The following is a 19,056-nucleotide window of genomic DNA, read 5'->3' on the forward strand; positions in this document are numbered from 1 at the left end:
CGGAAGTGAACGACCGATCGCCGTGCCGGCGGCAGGCTGCGATCTCGCGCCGGCACGCACGACCGACGACGAATAGTGTCGACACAATCGTGATGATATGGCGAAATCACTCGCCACGGACACAGCTTCTCCATCGGGCGGCGGTCGCCCGCGCAGCGCAAGGCGCTCGGGCTTCTTGAAAACCCAGCCTATTCCGCGATGATCTGGGCAGCAGACTCCGGGGGCGCGCCCCAGTCTATGTCGGAAAATTTAGTGCACAATGCATTATTTTAGTGTCGACAGTCATTGACCTTTGGCGGAAGCCATGAGAATTTTCCAGACGATATGAACTGGCACGATCGAGGCCAGGAAAAACGACTATCCGGCGGGGGCCCGACCGGAGAACCAGGGAGAAGACCATGAGGAAAATCTCGCCTTTCACCGTGGCGGCCGCATTCTCCGTCGCCCTTGCCGGCGCGGCGCAGGCGGAGCGCATCCGCTACGGCGATTACATGCCCCAGGGCGCCAACGAATATTCGCGCAGCGCCGAGTGGATGGGCAACGAGATCAACAAGCGCGCCGCCGGCAAGCACACGGTCAACATGCTGTGGGGCGGCACGGTGGTGAAGGTCGGCGAGGTGCCGACGGCGGTCGAGAACAAGGTCATCGACATGGGGCCGCTCGTCACGCCCTATTTCCCCGACCAGTTCCCGATCAACAACGCCATCCCCTTCTTCTGGCCGCAGCCGAAGAACCAGGCCCAGCTCGGCGAGCTGATGCTGAAATGGCACGATAAATATCCGGCCTTCGCCGCAGAGCTCGCCAAATACAAGCTCAAGCTCGTCAGCGTCCGCCCGCTGCCGAGCTACGGCATCATCTGCACCAAGCCGGTGCGCACGATGGCCGACTTCAAGGGCCTGCGCATCCGCTCCTACGGCATCGCGCTGCCGGCGATGCTCGAGGCGATCGGCGCCGTCCCGGTCTCGATGGCCGATGTCGACGGCTATGAGGCGCTGAGCAACGGCATCCTCGACTGCTCGCCCGGCGATCCGCCGCTGACGGTCGGCTGGAAGTGGAGCGACGTCGCCAAATATTACATCGACGTGCCGATGGGCGCCTCCTGGGGCCACATCGTCATCATGAACCTCGACAAGTACAATTCGTTGCCGGCCGATCTGAAGAAGATCATCGACGACATGAAGCACGACTACCTGAAGGAGTTCCTCGCGAGCTACGACAAGTCGATAAAGGACACGCTCGCCTCCTGGAAGGCGACCGGCAAGGTCGAGGTCATCAAGTTCCCGGAGGCCGAGTTCACCAAGGCCACTCTCGAGAGCCCGAAGGTGCAGGCGGTCCGCGACAGCTGGATCAAGCGCGCCACCACGGCAGGGATGCCCGAGGCCGACGCCAAGCAGGTCGTCGACGACATCACGAAATAGATCATCTCGCGGCGCACGGGGCCTCCGCTCGCCGGCGCAACGAGATTGGCCATTCCGCCCGCGCCCGCGTGTCCGGGCGGAATGGTTTCGCGAACGATCCGCACAACCTGCCCGATCGGGGCAGAGGGAGTTCTCTTGTGAAGCAGCAACTCTTGGCCACCCGGCACGCCATGGGCCGGGTCCTCTACTGGGCGTCCGTCGTCGCCGGCGTCATCACCTTCATCATGATGTGGCTGATCGACATCAACGCGCTGTCACGCAAGGTCTTCAACGCGCCGGTGCCCGGTGGCGTCGAATTCACGCAGTCGCTGCTCACGGTCGCGATCATGCTGCCCTTCGGCTATGTGCTGTTCAAGCGGGAGCACGTCAACACGGTCTTCCTGACCTCGAACTTCCCGCGCTCGGTCACCCGCTGGCTGCATTTCTTCTGGATGAGCGTCGGCTGCCTGGTGTTCGCAGCCGTGACCTACGGCACCTTCCTGTTCGCGCTGCGCTCCTACAACATGGGCGAGCAGGTCTGGGGCGCGACGGTCCGGTTTCCGCTCTATCCGGCCAAATTCGCCGTTTCTCTCGGTACGGCGCTGATCTCGATCCAGTTCGCGCTCGACGCCCTGCTCTCCCTCGTCACGGGCGACGACGGCGATCTGTCCGCGGCAGACCCCGACCCCGAGAAGGCCCTGCTCCATGTCTGACGTTGCAATCGGGTTCTGCGGCATCGCCGTCCTGCTCGGATCGATCTTCCTCGGCGCGCCGATCATGGTCGCGCTGACGACGACGGGTTTCGTCGGGCTGATCCTGCTCACCGCCCTGGCGCCGGCGCTTTCCATTCTCGGAACGCTGTATTTCGAGACGGTCAACTCGTTCCATTTCAGCGTCATCCCGATGTTCCTGCTGATGGGCTTCTTCGCCATGCAGGCCGGCATCGGCAACGACCTGTTCGACGCCTGCACGAAATGGCTCGGGCGCCTGCCCGGCGGGCTCGCCATTGCCACGACCGGGGCCGCGGCCGCCTTCGGCGCGGCCTCCGGTTCCAGCGTGGGCTCGGCGATGCTGTTCACCAAGCTCGCACTCCCGGAAATGGCAGCGCGCGGCTATAACCGTGGCTTCGCGGCCGCCTGCATCGCCATCGCCGGGACGCTCGCGGTGCTGATCCCGCCCAGCGCGCTGATGGTGGTCTACGGCATCCTGACCAACTCCTCGATCGGCGAGTTGCTGATCGCCGGCATCATCCCCGGCATCGTGTTCTCGGCGCTGATCGGAATGACAATCCTGATCGTCGCCACCTTGCGTCCCCACTACGCGCCCCGGCTCGAGCAGAGCTATTCGTTGCGCGAGAAGCTCTGGTCGCTGCGCCTGATCGTGCCGCTCTTCCTCGTCATCGTCGTGATGATCGGCGGGCTCTATGGCGGCTATTTCACGCCGACGGAGGCCGGCGGCATCGGCGCCGTCGTCACCTTCTTGATGGCGGTCGTCCGCAATCGCGGGATCAAGCTGCGCGTTCTGGGGCAGACGCTGCTCGACACCGTCAACCTGACGGCGATGATCTTCGCCATCATTATCGGCGGGCTGCTCTTCGCGCGGTTTCTGGCACTCAGCGGCGTCTCCGACGAGATCAAGAGCCTGCTCACGGATAACGGGCTCAGCGTCTGGGTGGTGCTTCTGATCGTCACGGTGATCTACCTGATCTTCGGGATGCTGATGGACGCACCGTCGCTGCTGGCGATCTCGCTGCCGATCACGCATCCGGTGATGATGGGTCTTGGCTTCGACCCGCTGTGGTTCGGCGTCTATGTCATCGTGCTGGCGGAGATCGGCGCCGTAACGCCACCGGTCGGGATGAATTGCTTCGTCGTCAAAGGCGCGGCGGGCAATCTCGTGCGCCTGGAGGAAATCTTCCGCGGGCTCTGGCCGTTCATCGCCACATGCGCGCTGATGCTGCTCCTGCTGGTGCTCTTCCCACAGATGGTCCTCTATCTCCCGCTCTCGATGCGCTGACGGAACATGATGATGAAGGCTGTCCGCGTCCACGCCTATGGCGGGCCTGAACAACTCCGCTACGAGGACATCGAGATCGGGGCGCCAGGCCCCGGCGAGGCGCTCGTCCGGCATAGCGCGATCGGCCTGAACTTCGCCGATCTGCACAATCGGGCCGGACGCTACCCCCTGCCCTCCCTGCCGCATGTGCTCGGCGGCGAGGCGGCGGGCGTCGTCGAGGCGATCGGACCCGGGGTCAAATCCGTCGCCATCGGAGATCGCGTCGCCTATGCGGCAGGTGGGCCCAACTTCGCGCCGGGCGCCTATGCGGAGGCCCGGCTCTTCCCCGCCGACCAGTTGATCGGCGTTCCCGACGAGATCGACGACGTCACGGCCGGTGCGCTCTTCACCAAGGGCATCACAGCACAATATCTGCTCAAGGCCGTCTACCCGGTTCAGCCGGGAGAGACGATCCTCGTCCATGCCGCAGCCGGCGGCGTGGGGTCGTTCATGACGCAATGGGCCCGCCATCTCGGCGCCCGCGTCATCGGCGTGGTCAGCTCGGACGAAAAAGCGGCGCTCGCCCGCGAAAGCGGCTGCCACCATGTCTTGCTCGCCGGCGACCCCGACATCCCCCGGCAGGTGCGCGCGCTGACGGCGGGCGAAGGCGTGCCGGTGGTCTATGATTCCGTCGGCAAGGATACCTTCGAGACCTCGCTCTCCTGCCTAAAGCCGCGTGGCCTGATGGTCTCGTTCGGCACGGCTTCGGGCAAGGTTCCGCCCTTCGATCTGTTCACGCTCAACAGCCGGGGCTCGCTCTTCGTCACCAGCGCGGCCTTCGCCTGGTTCGTTCGCGGCCGTGGCGAATTGCTGATGCGCGCCGGCGATGTGCTCGACGTCGTCCTCAAGGGCGCGGTCAAGGTCCATGTCGGTGCGACCTTGCCGCTCAGCCAGGCAGCCGAGGCGCACCGGGCGCTGGAAGCCAGGCGCACGCTGGGCGCGACCGTCCTGATCCCATGAGCCGGCAGCCGGGCAAGCCGGCGCACCGCCCTGCCGATACCGGCGCAGACGCGGCCGGCCTCCCGAGGAGCGCCTGGCTGGTGCCGCTGCTGATGACGCTCGCCGTGCAGTCGGCGGCGTCGTTCCTCGTCCGCCTGCCGCCGATCGTCGCGCCGATCCTGTTCGTCGAACGGGGCATCGGCGCATCGGCCATCGGCTACCTGTCCGGCATCGGCATGGCGGGTTCGATGGCCTTCCTGCTTCTGGGCGCGCCGCTGATGGCGCGGGTCGGCTCGGTCCGCACGCTTCAGCTCGGGCTCATCGGCGGCGCCATCGGGGCTGCGCTGATAGCGGTACCATCGACCGCGCTGCTCGTCCTCGGCGTCTTCCTGATGGGGCTGGGCTATGGGCCGTCCGTGCCGGCCAGCAGCGACATCCTGCGCCGCTTCGCCCCGCCGAACCGGCAGGGGCTGGTCTTCTCGATCAAGCAGTCGGGGGTGCCGATCGGCGGCATGCTGGGCGGCGCGATCCTGCCGCCGCTGATCGGATTTGGCGGGCTCGAAACCGCCCTGCTGTTTTCGGGCGCCGTCGCACTGCTGGTCGCGGCCGGCATCGAGCCCGTTCGCAGCCGCGTCGAGCCGGACGGGGCCGGCGGGTCTCCGCTCAACTTTCGTAGCTTCGTCTCGGCCGAGAACCTGACCGACCCGATCCGCGCGCTGCTGAGCACCGAGGGCCTGGTCCGCCTTTCATTGAGCGGGCTCACCCTGGCGATCAGCCAGGGTGTCTGGCTCGCCTTCCTCGTCACCGTCTTCGTGGATCGCGCCGGCATGAGCCTGGTCGCGGCAGGGACGCTCTTCGCCATCATGCAGGCGGCCGGCATCGTCGGCCGGATTGCACTCGGCTGGGTCGCCGATCGGACCGGCTCGGCCGTCGCGACGCTGAAGGCAGCGACAGGGCTCTCGGCCCTCTGCACCCTAGCTCTGGCCTTCATTGGGCCAGAGACATCCTGGCCTCTGCTCGCCGCGCTGTGCCTCGTCGCGGGCGCCACCGTCACGGGCTGGAACGGGGTGCAGGTCTCCGAGGTGGCGCGGCTGTCGCCACCGGGCCGTGTGAGGGAGGCCGCAGCCGGCGCGACGCTCCTGCTGTTCTCCGGCTATGCCGCCGGGCCGGCGATCTTCGCCCTCTTCGTCGAGATCACCGGCAGCTATACCGGCCCGCTGCTTGCAGTCGCGGCGCTGACCGCCGCCTCGGTCCTGCTGCCCGGCGGCGCAAGGCCCAAGGGACCTGTCACGGCGCCTGGCCGATCCGGCTCTCCAGAGCCGCCAGCGCGTTGATGTGATTGGACTGGATCAGCGCCGCCGCGAGCTGCGCGTCACGGTCCTCATAGGCGTTGATCAGACGGGCATGATCGTCATAGGAGCGCGCCATCCGGCCGGGGCGCGACAGGCTGAGGCGGCGCAGGCCGGCCGTGCGCAGCAGCAGCGAATCGAGGATGCGCTTCACCGTCTGGTTGCCAGCGAGCTGCGTGTTGAGTTCGTAGAAATCGACATTGGCCCAGACGAAGGCGTTGAGATCGTTCGACCGATAGGCCACCTCCATGTCCCGGAAGCCGGCCTTCAACCTGTCCAGCCCCTCCTGGCCGATCGAGCGCGCGATCTCGCCGGCGATCATCGCGAACAGGACCGCGCGCGCCCGGTAGATCTCGCGGATCTCGTCGATGCCGGGCGAGGCGACCCGCGGCCGCTTGCGCGGCGGCACATCGACGAGCCCTTCCTTCTCCAGCAGCATCAGAGCTTCGCGGATCGGCGTCCGGCTGGTGCGATAGCGCTTCGACAGCTCGACCGAGTTGAGGTCGTCGCCGGGCTGCCTGATGCCCTCGATGATTTCGGCGCCCATCTCGATCGCGATGCGCGAGACCAGCGACGGCCGGTCGTGCCGCTCGGCGACGATGCGCTGGACAAGGGCCTGTGCGCGCTCCAGCGAGCGCGCGTCGATGTCGGACCGCTCGGATGCGGCACGCTCTTCCTGCGGTCCGATGGCCGGACTCCTTCGATTTTGGACCGCGCGACCATATCAGCGCGGCTGTCGCCGCGAAAGGCTCGCCGCCGGAGCGGCCGCGTCCTCCCCCGCTGCGAGCCGCGGCGGGAGGACGCGATACCCCGGGCCCCGGTTCAGCCCTCGATGTCGACGAGGAAGCGGCCGTCCTCGATCCGCTTGACGCCGTCGACATAGAGCGTCGGGTGCAGGATCACGCCATCCATGTGGATCTTCGAGAAGATCGAGCCGCCGACATCGACATTGGTGCCGAGACCGAAATGCATCGTCCCCATGATGTTCTTGTCCTCGCGCTGGATGCCGCGGATGACCGCCTTCGCGTTGACGCCGACCGAGGCTTCGGCCGGGCACATATAGGCGTTCTCGTCGCCATAGGTTTCGAGGAAATCACGCAGGATGCGGGCGTCCGCGCCGCCGTCGATCTGCACGACCTTGCCTTTCTTCACGGTCAGTTCGATCGGGCTGCCGAGCCGGCCGAGATGGTGCATCGTCAGGTCGATGACGAGCTTGCCCTCGGCCGTGCCCTCATGCGGCGCCACGTTGAACTCGCCGGTCGGGTACAGGTAGTAGTAGAGCTTGCCGGCCGGGCGGTTCTCGTCTTTCTGGAAGTTGATGACCTTGTAGGCATCGTAATCCGGCTTCGGCAGCGGCGGGATCCAGATCTGGTTCTCGACGCTGTAGGTGAAATCGGTGCCATGGCGCGAGGTGACCCGGCAGGTCTTTGCGCCGGCGCCGAAGACCCGCTCACCGACATAATGCTTGCGCACCGCGATCTGGCGCATGTCGTCGGCGATGGCGCCGGACTGGAGCCATTCGAGCTGCATGCCGCCATCGAGGCAGATCGAGGGGATGCCGGCCTCCATCGAGCGCAGGCTCGCGGCGCAGTGCAGCATGCCGGTCGAAGCGATCAGGATGTTGGCGTCCGACTTCATCATCGCTTCGCAGACGGCAGCCGGGGGGTCGTAATAATCGGCCGGGCGGCGCTCGAACAGCGTCACGGTCGTGTCAGCGCCGATCTCCTGCAGGATGCTCATCACCGCCTGCCAGACGCGCGGATCGTGAGCGGTGTCCGACAGCACCAGCACCTTGTCGCCCGACTTGATGTTGCGGACGAGCGGACGGCGCAGATGCTCCATGCTGCCCGTCATGAGTGAACCTGCCGACATGTGCGTCTCCCAACGATGCGCAGGTTGAAGAGCCTGCTTTCAAATGTCGACAGATAACCATATCACAGCGCCGCAGTGAAGCCGTAACCCGAATTATTTCATGAAGTGTGGACATTTATAAGAAGGCAGGCCGCACACACATGGCGCAAAGAAAACGGCGCGCCGCCCTTTGGCGACGCGCCGGATGATGATGCTGTTGCTGCCGGCCGAAGCCGGGCCGGGTTCAGGCCCAGATCGCCTTCGGCATCGGCAGGCCCTCATAGGCCTTCAGCTCGATCGGGTTCTTCACCGCGAGGCCGAACTCGTCGAGCACATGGTTGAGCTGCCGCGTATGCTGTGCCGAATGCCAGGTGCCGCGCTCGAGGATCTGGTGCAGCGGCTGGTCGCCGTAATAGGTCGCGATCCGCTTCTGCCCGGTCTGGTCGCTGCGCGCCCACCATTGCCTGTGCTGTTCGACGACGCCCTGGCCGAAGGCAAGGATCTCATCGACGGTCGTCAGATGGTCGTAGATGGCATTGTCGTAGTCGCGCGAGTCGAGCGTGCGGCCCTCGGTCATCGCCATGACGCCTTCGGGCACCTGGAAGATGTGATAGGCAAGATTGCAGACCGTGCGCGGGCGCTTCGTGATCGGGAACTCCTGCAGCCGCTCGGGCGGGATCTGCGCGATCAGGCCCAGTGCCGTGTCGAGGAAATACTGCCAGCGCTCGTACAGTTCGGCCGGCGGCAGGCGGTGGACCTCACGCGTCTTGCCGACGAATTTGGCGACGTCCTCCAGCGATTGCGTGAACAGGATTTCGTCGCCCTTGATCAGCACCGGCACGGCGCGGATGTGGCGCCGGTTGAGCTCCTCGAATCCCTCCTCATCGTCGAGGATGTTGATCGAGTCGAAATCGACCTCCATCTCGGCCAGCAACTCCTTGACCCGAACGCAGCTCGAACAGCCGGGTTGCCAGAAGAATCGGAACCGGCTGGCATCCGGCGTCTGAAGGCTTTTCGTCATCGACTTGTCCCTCCTCGGGCTTCGCGAACTGACCGTGACGGCTCGATCCGTCCTCCCCGCGCGCTGAGGCGCGGGTAGGACGGCGCAGGCATCAGGCCAGCCAGACTTCTCCCAGGTCCTGGTAGAGCATGTGGCTCGGCGACATGGTCCACCCCTTGACGCTGTCCTGCATCACCGTGATCCGGCGCCACCACAGGATCGGCACCGAATAGGCCTGCTCCATGGTGCGCGCCTCGAAGGCGCGCACGAGCTTGCGGCGCTCGGCCTTGTCGTTGGCCTCACCCTGCTTGGCGTAGAGCGCGTCGAGCTCGGGATCGTTGAACTTGGACGAAGCGATCGGCCATTTGTCGGCCGAGAGGAACTTCGGCAGGCCCGTGGTCGGATCGTCCGTGTAGTCGGTGTAGCTGTCCATCACGACGTCGAAATTGTCGCCGCTGATCGAGGCATACCAGGTCGCCGTCTCGACATCGTGGTTCTCGACCGTGACGCCGATCTGGCGCCATTGGTCGATCAGGTAGATGCCGGCGGTAATGTAGGGTTCGATCGCGCGGTTGAGGAGCTGGATCTTGAGGTTCTCGGCACCGGCCTCCTTCAGCAGGCGCCTGGCCTCGGCCCGGTTCGCGGCCATGTCCCGGCCGAAGCCGGGCAGCTTCTCCAGCTCGGCTTCGGTCGCCGCCCACTGGCCGCCAGGCATCACCACGCCGCCGACATCCCGCAGCACCGAGATGCGGCCCAGCGAGCGCGAAGCGCCCCAGCGGTCGATCGCCAGCGACAGGGCACGGCGCACCCTCGGATCGTCGAACGGCTTGCGCTTGGGGTTGAAGCTGATGTCCTGATGCAGCAGCCAGCCGCCTTCCTGCACCTTCGCGGCCGGCCCCATGCCCTTGGTGATGCGGTCGCGCTCGGCCGGCGAGAAGCCGCGGAATTCGGCGAGGATCTGCTTGCCGACCAGCGCGTTGACCGTGGCCGCGGGCGACATGGTGATGGCGCGGAACCCGTCGAGCAGCGGATAGCCCTGGCGGAAATACTTGTCGAAGCGCTTGCCCACCCAATGCGAGCCGGCGACATGCTCGACGAACTCGAACGGGCCCGTGCCCATGATGTTGCGGATCGGGAAGGCCGGGTCCTTCTCCAGCCGCGCGGCGCTGTAGATGATGTTCCACGGCGAGGCGCAGGCTTCGTCGATGAAGGAGGAGGCGACCGCCGACATCTTGAAGACGATGGTCTGCGGGTCGGGCGTCTCGATCGCGGCGATCTTGCTCAGCGAGGCCTGCCGCGACGACACCACGCCCTTTGGCGGGTTGCGGATGCGCTCATAGCTCGCCTTCACATCGGCCGAGCTCATGATCGTGCCGTCATGGAACGGCACGTTGGCGCGCAGCTTGAAGGTATGGGTCAGCCCGTCGGGCGCGCTCTGCCAGCTCTCGGCGAGATCGCCGACGATCTCGGGATAGGCGCCGCCCTTGTAGCGCAGCAGGGTGGAGTAATGCGGCGCGACGCGCTGGAGCACGGCGAAGGTCGACGAGCCATGCAGGTCATAGGTCGGTGGCTCGGCGGCGATGGCGAAGGTCAGGATGCCACCGCGCTTGGGCGTCTCGTCGGCCGCGAAGGCCTGTGGGCCCGCAGCCAGGAGGGCGACGCCTGCCGCGCTGGACTGCAACACGGTCCGGCGGCTCGGCCGGGATACGAATGACTCTGTCATGATCGGGTCTCCTCCTTGGTTTCTTTTGGTAGCGGTCGTTCAGGCCTCAGCTCTTCAGTCTCAGGTCTTCAATCTTGGATCGAGCCAGTCGCGCAGCGCATCGCCGACCAGGTTGAATCCGAACACGGCAAGGGAAATGGCGGCGCCCGGAAACAGGATCATCCAGGGCGCGGTCTGGTAGAAATTGGCGGAGTTGCCCGACAGCATCAGCCCCCAGGCCGGCGTCGGCTCGGTCACGCCGAGACCGAGGAACGACAGCGACGCCTCGAGCAGGATCGCCTGGGCGATATAGGCCGTCACCAGGATCAGGTACGGCCCGAGCACGTTCGGCGCCATGTGGCGCAGGATGATGCGTGACGAGGAATAGCCGGCGGAGCGCGCCGCATCGACATAGGGCATTTCGCGGATCGAGAGCGCGGCCGACCGCACGACGCGCGCGGCGCGCGGGATAATCGGCACGGTGATCGCGCAGATCAGATTGACGTCGATGCCGCCGACGCGGTTGTGCCCGAGCATCGCGACCACGACCAACGCCAGCACGATGATCGGGAAGGAGAGCAGCAAGTCGATGCCGCGCTGGACGATCATATCCTTCCAGCCGCCGTAATAGGCAGAGGCCAGGCCGATCATCGCGCCGAGCGAGCAGCCGACGAAGGAGGAGATGAAGCCGATCGTCAGCGCCGTGCGGGCGCCGTACATGATGCGGGTGAGGATGTCGCGCCCGAAACTGTCCGTCCCGAACGGATGCTCCAGCGAGGGCGCCGCCAGCATCGCCTCGAAATCGATCGCGAGCGGATCGTAGGGCGCGATGACCTCCGCGAAGATCGCCGCCACCACCATCACCAGGATGGCGACGAGGCCGGCGACGCCGAGCGGCTGGCTGATCGCGAAATCGATCACGGGATTGTCGCGCCAGCGACGCCGCGACGAGGTCTGCCGGGTAGCGGTCTGCACGAGCGTCGTCATGAGTTCGTCACCCGCGGATCGAGCACGCCGTAGAGCAGGTCGACGATGAGATTCACGACCGCGAAGATGACCGCGACCAGCATCACCAGCGTCTGGACCAGGGTGAAGTCGTTGCGCGTCACGGCCTCGACGAAGAGCCGCCCGATGCCGTTGAGGTTGAAGACCTGCTCCGTCACCACGAGGCCGCCCATCAGGAAGGCGAATTCGAGCCCGATCACGGTGATGGCCGGCAGCAGTGCATTGGGCAGCGCGTGCCGGACAATCACCAGCCGCTCGAACACGCCCTTGGCCCGCGCCGTGCGGATATAGTCTTCCTGCAAGGCTTCGAGCACCGAGGAGCGCAGCATCCGCGCCACCACGGCGGCATAGCGGTAACCCACGGCCAGCGCCGGCCAGATCAGTTGCGAGAGATTGGCCACCGGATCGACGAAGAACGGCGTGTAGATCACGGGCGGTGACCAGTTGAAGACCGCGATCAGCCCGAGCACGATCAGCATGCCGAGCCAGAACGAGGGCACGGCAAGCCCCGCGATGGTGACGATCCGGACCAGATAATCGATCCAACTGTTGCGAAACAGCGCCGAGATCGTGCCGAGCGGCACGGCTATCAGCACCGCGATGATGGCGGCCATGACCGCGACCTGCATCGAGAGCCCGAGCCGGATGCCAATCTCGCGGGCGATCGGCTGGCCCGTCCACATCGAGACACCGTAGTCGAAGGTGACGATGCCCTTCATCCAGTCGCCGAACTGCACCGGCAGCGGCTTGTCGAGACCGAGCCTGGTGCGCTCGCGCTCGATCAACTCCTGCGAGACGTTGCCGCCCTCGGCGCGCAGCTTCACCTCGACGATGTCGCCGGGGATGACGCGCAGCAGGAAGAAGGTCAGCAGCCCCACCGTGAACAGCATCGGGATCATCAGAGCGAGGCGTTTGACGACATAGCGCAACATGACGGCCTCCCCTCAGAGCTTGATGCAGGCGGCGAAATGGCCGGGGCGGATTTCGCGGAGCGGCGGCACGATTGCGGCGCATTCCGACGTCGCGCGCGGGCAGCGCGTGTGATAGGTGCAGCCGCTCGGAGGGCTCAGCGGCGAGGGCGGCTCCCCCTTCAGCACGCGCCCGGCGCGGAGCTTCTCGACTGTCGGATCGGGCACCGGCGCGGCGTCGAGCAGAGCCTCGGTGTAGGGATGCAACGGCTCGCGATAGAGATCATCGCAATCGGCCATCTCGACGACACGGCCGAGATACATCACCACGATGCGCTGCGAGATATGGCGGACCACGGCGAGGTCGTGGGCGATGAACAGGAACGTCATGCCCAGCGAATGCTGGAGATCCGTCAGCAGGTTCATGATCTGCGCCTGGACCGACACGTCGAGCGCCGAGACCGGCTCGTCGCAGACGATGAAGCTCGGCTGCATCGCCAGTGCCCGGGCGATGCCGACGCGCTGGCGCTGGCCGCCCGAAAGCTGGTGCGGATAGCGCGACGCCATCTCCGGGACGAGCCCGACACGCCGCAGCAGCTCGGCGCTGTGCTCGTCCGCCTCGCGCCGGTTGCGGACCTTGCGGTAGACCAGTTGCGGCTCGTTCAGCGTGTCGCCGATCGACATGCGCGGGTTGAGCGAGCTGAACGGGTCCTGGAACACCACCTGCATGCGCAGGCGCAGCTTGCGCATCTGGTCCTCCGACGCCGCGGCGATGTCGGCGCCCTCGAAGATCGCCTCGCCGCTCGTCGGCGGCGTCAGCCTGAGGATCATCCGGCCCACGGTCGTCTTGCCGCAGCCGGACTCGCCGACCACGCCGAGCGTGGTGCCGCGCGGGATGTCGAAGGAGACGTCGTCGACAGCGCGCACGAGGCCGTTGCGGCCATGGCCGATCGGCACGTGGAAATCCTTGCGCAGGGAGCGCACGGACAGGAGCGGCGCCTCGCCCGCGGGGATGCGGATTTCCTCCAGCAGCGGCCGCGTCGGCAAAGCGGCGAGCTTCTGTTCCAGCTTGGCGTGGCGATGGCAGGCGGAGCGCCGCCCCTCGGGCAGCTCGTAGAGCGGCGGATCGGTCTCGCAGATGTCGTCGCGCAGAAGGCAACGTGCGGCGAAGCGGCAGCCGGGCGGCGGGTCGAGCAGATTGGGCGGCAGGCCCTCGATGGTGTCGAGACTGCCGCTGCGCGGCCGGTCGAGACGCGGCACGGAGCGCAGCAGACCCAACGTATAGGGGTGTCGCGGCAGGGCGAAGAGCTGCGCGGCCGTGCCCTCCTCCACGACGCGGCCGGCATACATCACCGTCAGCCGGTCGGCATAGCGCGCGACGATACCAAGATTATGCGTGATGATGACGAGCGCGATGCCCAACCGCTGGGAGAGCTCCTTCATCAGCTCCAGGACCTGGGCCTGGATGGTGACGTCGAGCGCCGTCGTCGGCTCGTCGGCGATGATCAGCTTGGGATTGCAGGTCAGCGCAATCGCGATCATCACGCGCTGGCGCATGCCGCCCGAGAACTGGTGCGGATATTGATCGAGGCGACGCTCCGCGTCGGCGATGCCAACGAGGCCGAGCAGTTCGATCGCGCGCGCGCGGGCCGCCTCCTTGCTCATCCCGAGATGGATCCTGAGCGGCTCGGCCAATTGCAGGCCGATCGACAGAACCGGGTTCAGGCTCGTCATCGGTTCCTGGAAGATCATGGCGATGTCGCGCCCGCGCAGCTCGCGCATCTGCGAGCTCGGGAGCTGGGTCAGGTCGCGGCCGCCGAACATGATCCGGCCGTCGCTGATCCGGCCTGCCGGCCTTGCGAGCAGCCCCATCACCGCCAGCGCGGAGACCGACTTGCCGCAGCCGGACTCGCCCACGATCGCCATGGTCTCGCCGGGATAGACCGTCCAGCTCACGCCATCGACCGCACGGACGACGCCACGGGAGGTGTGGAAATCGACGCGCAGACCCTCGACGGACAGAAGCGGAGTCACGGGCGATATCGCAGGCGCCGGATCGCCCTCGATCTGAAGCGCGTTCAACAAGCCTGCCACCATCCGGCCGCAAGCCGAGAGGCCGGCGCACCGACGCAAGACGGAATCCGGATGCGGATCGTCCCCACGCGTTCTCTCCCATTTTTTGAGGCTGCCTTAACGTGCTGGCGCCTCTTGCTTTTTCTTATTTTTCTACAAGAATGTAAAATGCATCATACGATCAGAATTCACTTGCGACAAGCCGCCTCGGCGGCTTTGTTCGCCGGACCTGCCGCCGGAACCCACTGAAAACACGACGAAGGAAGCCCCGGATCGAGGTCATGGAAGACGACCGCGCCTGCCGGCAACAGGCGGGTCCGGGCACGCCCGCGAGCCCGGCCGTTTGCGACGAATCCCGGCAGGAGGTCCCCTCCCCGGGCAAGAACGACACCCAAGACGACATTGGAGAGAACGCCGACATGGACAAGGTTTTGATCGTCACCGGCGGCAGCCGGGGAATTGGCGCCGCCACAGCGAAGCTGGCCGCCGAACGTGGCTGGAGCGTGATGACGACCTATCTCGAAAGGCGCGAGCCGGCCGAGGCCGTCGTGCAGGAGATCAGGGCAGCCGGGGGCCGGGCCGCGACGATGCAGGCCGACACCTCGAAGCCGGAGGATGTGCAGAAGCTGTTCGACGAGACGGAACGGCAGTTCGGGCGGGTCACCGGCCTGGTCAACAATGCAGGGATGAACGGCGGCCCGGCCAAGCTGATCGACACCCCGATCGAAGAACTGCGCCGGCTGATCGACACCAATATCTTCGGCTGCATCCTCTGCGCCCGCGAGGCGGTCACGCGCATGGCGAGGAGCCGCGGCGGCAACGGCGGCGCCATCGTCAATCTCGGCTCGGTCGCGGCGCGTCTCGGCAGTGCCGGCGAACGCGTGCACTACTCCGCCTCGAAGGGCGCGATCCTGAGCTTCTCGCAGGGGCTCGGCCGCGAGGCCGTCAAGGACGGGGTGCGCGTCAACTGCGTCAGCCCCGGCATCACCGAAACCGAGATGAACCCGCCCGAACGGCTCGCCCGCGTCGTGCCCGTCGTCCCGATGGAACGTGTCGGCCAGCCCATCGAGATCGCGCAGGCGATCCTGTTTCTGCTCTCCGAGGAAGCCTCCTACATCACCGGAACGGAGGTGACCGTCTCTGGCGGGCGATAACGCCTCCACCTATCATTGTCCCGGGCCTCCCTTCGGACGCCCGGGACAATGGGCGATCGGGGGGACGATGTCGGCGGAACCCCCGGGATGCTCTTCAGGCCACCGCCTGATGCGCCAGGAGCTGGCTCCAGCCGCTCTTGATGTGATTGACCATGGCTTCGACCGCGCCGGCATGGTCGCCCTCCGCGGCCTTCTTCAGGAAGAAGTCGTGCTCGACCTTGACCTGCTCGTTGCGCGCGACGTTCTTGTCCTGGCTGGTGAAGGGATATTTCGCCCAGAGCACGCGGACGAATTGCAGTGTCTGCGGCCGGTCCGCCAGTTCGTACAGCTTGAAATGGAAGCGATAGTTCTCGGTGCGGATCTCGTCGAGCCGGCGCGCCTGAATCGCCCTGTCGATCAGCACCTGGATGCGCTGCAACTCGTCGATCTTGTCGGCGGTCAGCGCATGCAGCGCGTGCGTTGTAAGATCCCGCTCGAGGTTCAGGCGCAGATCGTAAATTTCCTGGGCATGGTCCTTCTGGAACTCCGGAACCAGCACGCCCTTATGCGCCAGCCCGACCACGAAGCCTTCCGCCTCCAGCAGTTGCAGGGCCTCGCGCACCGGCGTGATCGACACGCCGAGTTCCTTCGCGAGATCGGCCTGCTTCAGCTTCGCGCCCCGCTCGTAAATTCCCGCAACAATGCGCTCGCGCAAGATTTCGGCAACGTGATCCTGCTTGGTCTGATAGGCCATATTGTCGTTCTGCCAGTTGCCGGTGCGGAGTGTATTGGCTGGAATGCAATCATCAAATCCGAACTGTCACCGCCGCCCGGACTGCAAGACTGATGCATTCTACCTATTCAAAGGACTTGCCGCAACCACGCCGCCCGTGAAGGCAGAGCTTTTGCCCGGGATGTTTCGCCTATGCTTGGCGCCATCGCGCATGCTTCGACGGCATTCGAGATCTACGATCGACAGCGGCACCCGCGCCTCGCGCATGGCGAAGCCCGATTGCCCCGAACGCACAACGACATCGCCGGCACCCCGGATGGCGCTCTACAGGATGCCCTGCTGAACGAGATCCTCGATTTCACTCTCCGAATAGCCCAGATATTCGCGCAGGATGTAAGCGTTGTCCTCGCCATAGCAGGGCGCGCCGCGATCGATCGGCCCGCCGGCATAGGAAGGCGTGCGGCTGAGCTTGATCGGATATTCGCCGACCGGCCAGCGCCCGATCTTGAGGCCATTGACTTCGGTCATCCATTCGAGCGCCGCGAGCTGCGGATCGCTGTCGCAGCGGTCGCCCGCCGTCTGGCAGACGCCTGCGGCCACACCCGCGCGCTGCAGCAGGTGCATCGCCTCGAAGACATCGACGCCGCCGCTCCAACGCTGGATCGCGGCATCGAGTTCGTCCTGATGCGCCAGCCGGTCGGCCAGCGTCGCGAAGCGTGGGTCGCCGCGCAGGCCCTGCAATCCCGCCGCATCGGTGAAGCTGTGCCATTCCGCCTCGTCGAAGCAGGCGATGGCAAGCCAGCGATCCTCGCCCTTGCAGCGATAGGCGCCATGCGGCGCCGCCGGCTTGTAGGGCGAGCGGTTGCCGAGGCGCTGCCAGGGGTGGCCATTGGCGGACCAGTCGAGCACCGGGATCACGGTCTGGAAGATGCCGGCCTCGCATTGCGAGGAATCGATCCACTGGCCCTGCCCCGTGCGGTCGCGGTGGTAGAGCGCCCCCAGCGCCGCCAGCGCGAAGCCATAGGCGCCGGCCCAGTCGAGATAGGAGTAGCCCCAGCCGGCCGGCATCGCCGGCTCGGGCAGTCCCGACATGTCGGTCGTGCCGGCGAAGGAGGCAGCGACCGGGCCGACCGTCCGGAAGCGGCCATAGGTCCCCGCGGCGCCCATGCCGGATTGCTGGACATAGATGATATCGGGCCGGATCGACTTCAGCACGTCGTAGCCGAGCCCGAGCCGGTCGAGCACGCCCGGCGAGAAGCCCTCCGCGACGATGTCCGAGATGCGGATCAGGTCCTTGGCGATCTGCAGCCCCTTGGGCGTACGGATGTTGAGCGAGAGCCCGCGCTTGCCGGCGTTCTTGTGGTTGAACTGGCCGCCCATGTCGGAATCGGTGACGCCCTGCAAGGGCGCGGTCGCGGCCTCGCGCGCCGCCCGGCCGCCGACCGGCGCCATCGCGGCGAGGCGTGTGTCGGGATTGGCCTTCCATTCGACCTTCAGGCTCTCCGCGCCGAGCGACGCCAGGAAGCGCGTGCCGCCTGCCGAAGCGAGGAACCAGGAGAAGTCGAAGATGCGGATGCCCTGCAGCGGAAAGGGCTTGCCGCGCGGCGACAGCAACGGCTCTCCAGCCGGAGGTTTCGGCACGGCGAAGGGCTTCTTCGCCACGAGGGAGCCCAGCACCTGCGCGGTATCCTCGCCGATGAACGGCGCACGCCGGCCCGGATTCCAGTCGGTGGCGTCGCTCAGCCATTTGCTGGTCGGATAGAGGAAACTGCGGCCGAGCTCGGGATGCGCGACCTCGGTGATGGTGCGGCGCTGGAGCCAATGCTCGTCAATGGCGTTTTCGTGTGGCTTGCGCACGGGCGCCCAGAGCAGCCCCTCGTTCTGCGCCCGGTGCCACGGCACATCGTCGTAGCGGAAGGCGCGCACGAAGCGCTGGATCACGTCGAGCGTATGGTTGCTGGCCTCGTCGCTGTCGGTCGAGCCCGGAACGTTCCGGGCAGTGAGGTCCGCGTCGCTGCCCGGCGGCTTGAGATCGGCCGCCATGCCATACTCCTGCAGGAACGGCACCAGCTTGACCTTGTCCTTGGCCGAGACGCCCCAGGTCATGACCCAGCGGCCGTCCTTGGTGTGGCTGATATTGGGCGTGCGGTTGGGCTTTTCGACCGCGTGCCGCGCCGTTTGCCGATAGAGCGGCGCCCGGCGCATCACCCAGGACATCAGGTCGAGTTCGGTGTTCTTGGAGACCGCCTCATGAATGGCGGAGGAGACGTCCTGCCCCTCCCCCGTGCGCTGGCGATGCAGCAGCGCGGCGACGATGCCACCGGCGAGCTGTTCGCCGGCGATGGCGTAGGCATGCCAGAGTTGCGGCGCGATCGGCGGCAGGTCGTAGCCGCCGGGCGCGGCATCATAGCCGCAATTCATCATCACCCCGCCGAGCGCGAGATGGATCAGGTCGGACGCCTTGTAGTCCTTCCACGGGCCGGTATCGCCGAAGGGCGTAATCCGCGCCGTGATCAGGCCGGGGAACAGGCTCGCCAGCGGCTCGGTGATGCCGGCATCCGCCAGTGTGGCGCCGCGCAGGCTGTCGAGCACGATGTCGGCGCTGCCGATCAGGCGCAGCATCTCGTCCCGGCCCGAGACATGGACGGATTTCTTGCCGCGGTTATAGGCCCAGAAGAAAAGCGAGCGCTCGGGATCGGGCGTGTCCTCGTGGAACGGACCGATCCTGCGCGTCGGCGAGCCCCCGGCCGGCTCGACCTTGATGACCTCGGCGCCAAGCCCCGCCAGCAGCAGGCCGCAATACTCGCCGAGCTCGTCAGCGAACTCGATGACCCGGATGCCATCCAGCATTCCGGGCTTCAGGGTGTTTAGCGGCACGGTCGACATGGTCATCACGTTTCGGCTGGTGGGC

The 19,056-nt window shown here is 66.2% G+C and carries 15 protein-coding genes; 6 read left to right on the forward strand and 9 right to left on the reverse strand.

The genetic code is table 11. The annotated features are described in order from the left end of the window. Positions 1-398 precede the first annotated feature (398 nt). The 5 genes from dctP (at position 399) to C8D03_RS24710 (ending at position 5,725) form a co-directional block, all read left to right on the forward strand. On the forward strand, positions 399-1,418 hold the full coding sequence (gene dctP, locus C8D03_RS24690) for a TRAP transporter substrate-binding protein DctP (RefSeq protein ID WP_108050571.1): 1,020 nt from the start codon (positions 399-401) through the stop codon (positions 1,416-1,418). 137 nt (positions 1,419-1,555) lie between these two features. Next, complete coding sequence (locus C8D03_RS24695; protein ID WP_146170281.1) at positions 1,556-2,110, forward strand: TRAP transporter small permease subunit; 555 nt, start codon at positions 1,556-1,558, stop codon at positions 2,108-2,110. Beyond that, positions 2,103-3,413 carry a TRAP transporter large permease gene (locus tag C8D03_RS24700; RefSeq protein WP_108050575.1) on the forward strand — a complete coding sequence of 437 codons (1,311 nt, stop codon included), beginning with the start codon at positions 2,103-2,105 and terminating at the stop codon, positions 3,411-3,413. The genes C8D03_RS24695 and C8D03_RS24700 overlap by 8 nt, the downstream gene beginning before the upstream one ends. A gap of 9 nt (positions 3,414-3,422) precedes the next feature. Further along, on the forward strand, positions 3,423-4,412 hold the full coding sequence (locus C8D03_RS24705) for a quinone oxidoreductase family protein (protein WP_181301355.1): 990 nt from the start codon (positions 3,423-3,425) through the stop codon (positions 4,410-4,412). Beyond that, entirely contained in the window at positions 4,409-5,725 is a 1,317-nt protein-coding gene (locus tag C8D03_RS24710; RefSeq protein ID WP_108050579.1) for an MFS transporter, read from the forward strand. Before C8D03_RS24705 ends, C8D03_RS24710 begins: the two co-directional genes overlap by 4 nt. On the opposite strand, the gene C8D03_RS24715 is transcribed toward C8D03_RS24710, so the two are convergent. From C8D03_RS24715 to C8D03_RS27020, 7 genes are all read right to left on the reverse strand, one after another. Continuing rightward, positions 5,679-6,428 (reverse strand): FCD domain-containing protein, encoded by a 750-nt coding sequence (locus C8D03_RS24715; protein WP_108050581.1) that lies wholly within the window; start codon positions 6,426-6,428, stop codon positions 5,679-5,681. The two genes, C8D03_RS24710 and C8D03_RS24715, sit on opposite strands and share 47 nt — an antisense overlap. Positions 6,429-6,562: 134 nt before the next feature. After that, complete coding sequence (locus C8D03_RS24720; RefSeq protein WP_108050583.1) at positions 6,563-7,612, reverse strand: aminopeptidase; 1,050 nt, start codon at positions 7,610-7,612, stop codon at positions 6,563-6,565. A gap of 223 nt (positions 7,613-7,835) precedes the next feature. Next, a complete protein-coding gene (locus C8D03_RS24725; protein WP_108050585.1) occupies positions 7,836-8,612 on the reverse strand; it encodes a glutaredoxin family protein in 777 nt (258 codons plus the stop codon). Positions 8,613-8,703: 91 nt separating this feature from the next. Continuing rightward, the gene (locus C8D03_RS24730) at positions 8,704-10,314 is read right to left on the reverse strand and encodes an ABC transporter substrate-binding protein (protein ID WP_108050587.1); all 1,611 of its coding nucleotides are present in this window, start codon (positions 10,312-10,314) and stop codon (positions 8,704-8,706) included. Between the two features lie 60 nt (positions 10,315-10,374). Beyond that, complete coding sequence (locus C8D03_RS24735; RefSeq protein WP_108050589.1) at positions 10,375-11,280, reverse strand: ABC transporter permease; 906 nt, start codon at positions 11,278-11,280, stop codon at positions 10,375-10,377. Further along, positions 11,277-12,230 carry an ABC transporter permease gene (locus C8D03_RS24740; RefSeq protein WP_108050592.1) on the reverse strand — a complete coding sequence of 318 codons (954 nt, stop codon included), beginning with the start codon at positions 12,228-12,230 and terminating at the stop codon, positions 11,277-11,279. The genes C8D03_RS24735 and C8D03_RS24740 overlap by 4 nt, the downstream gene beginning before the upstream one ends. A gap of 12 nt (positions 12,231-12,242) precedes the next feature. Next, complete coding sequence (locus C8D03_RS27020; protein ID WP_282568607.1) at positions 12,243-14,240, reverse strand: ABC transporter ATP-binding protein; 1,998 nt, start codon at positions 14,238-14,240, stop codon at positions 12,243-12,245. 320 nt (positions 14,241-14,560) lie between these two features. Here C8D03_RS27020 and C8D03_RS24750 point away from each other — a divergent pair, with 320 nt between their 5' ends. Beyond that, positions 14,561-15,433, forward strand: a complete 873-nt coding sequence (locus tag C8D03_RS24750) for an SDR family oxidoreductase (RefSeq protein WP_248308615.1) — start codon at positions 14,561-14,563, stop codon at positions 15,431-15,433. 94 nt (positions 15,434-15,527) lie between these two features. Here the strand turns inward: C8D03_RS24750 and C8D03_RS24755 are convergent, their stop codons facing one another. Both C8D03_RS24755 and C8D03_RS24760 read right to left on the reverse strand, forming a co-directional pair. After that, complete coding sequence (locus C8D03_RS24755; protein ID WP_108050596.1) at positions 15,528-16,166, reverse strand: GntR family transcriptional regulator; 639 nt, start codon at positions 16,164-16,166, stop codon at positions 15,528-15,530. Between the two features lie 303 nt (positions 16,167-16,469). Then, positions 16,470-19,037 (reverse strand): CaiB/BaiF CoA-transferase family protein, encoded by a 2,568-nt coding sequence (locus C8D03_RS24760; RefSeq protein WP_210203961.1) that lies wholly within the window; start codon positions 19,035-19,037, stop codon positions 16,470-16,472. Positions 19,038-19,056 lie beyond the last annotated feature (19 nt).

The sequence above is a fragment of the Bosea sp. 124 genome (genome assembly GCF_003046175.1).
In the GTDB taxonomy this organism is placed as follows: Bacteria; Pseudomonadota; Alphaproteobacteria; order Rhizobiales; family Beijerinckiaceae; genus Allobosea.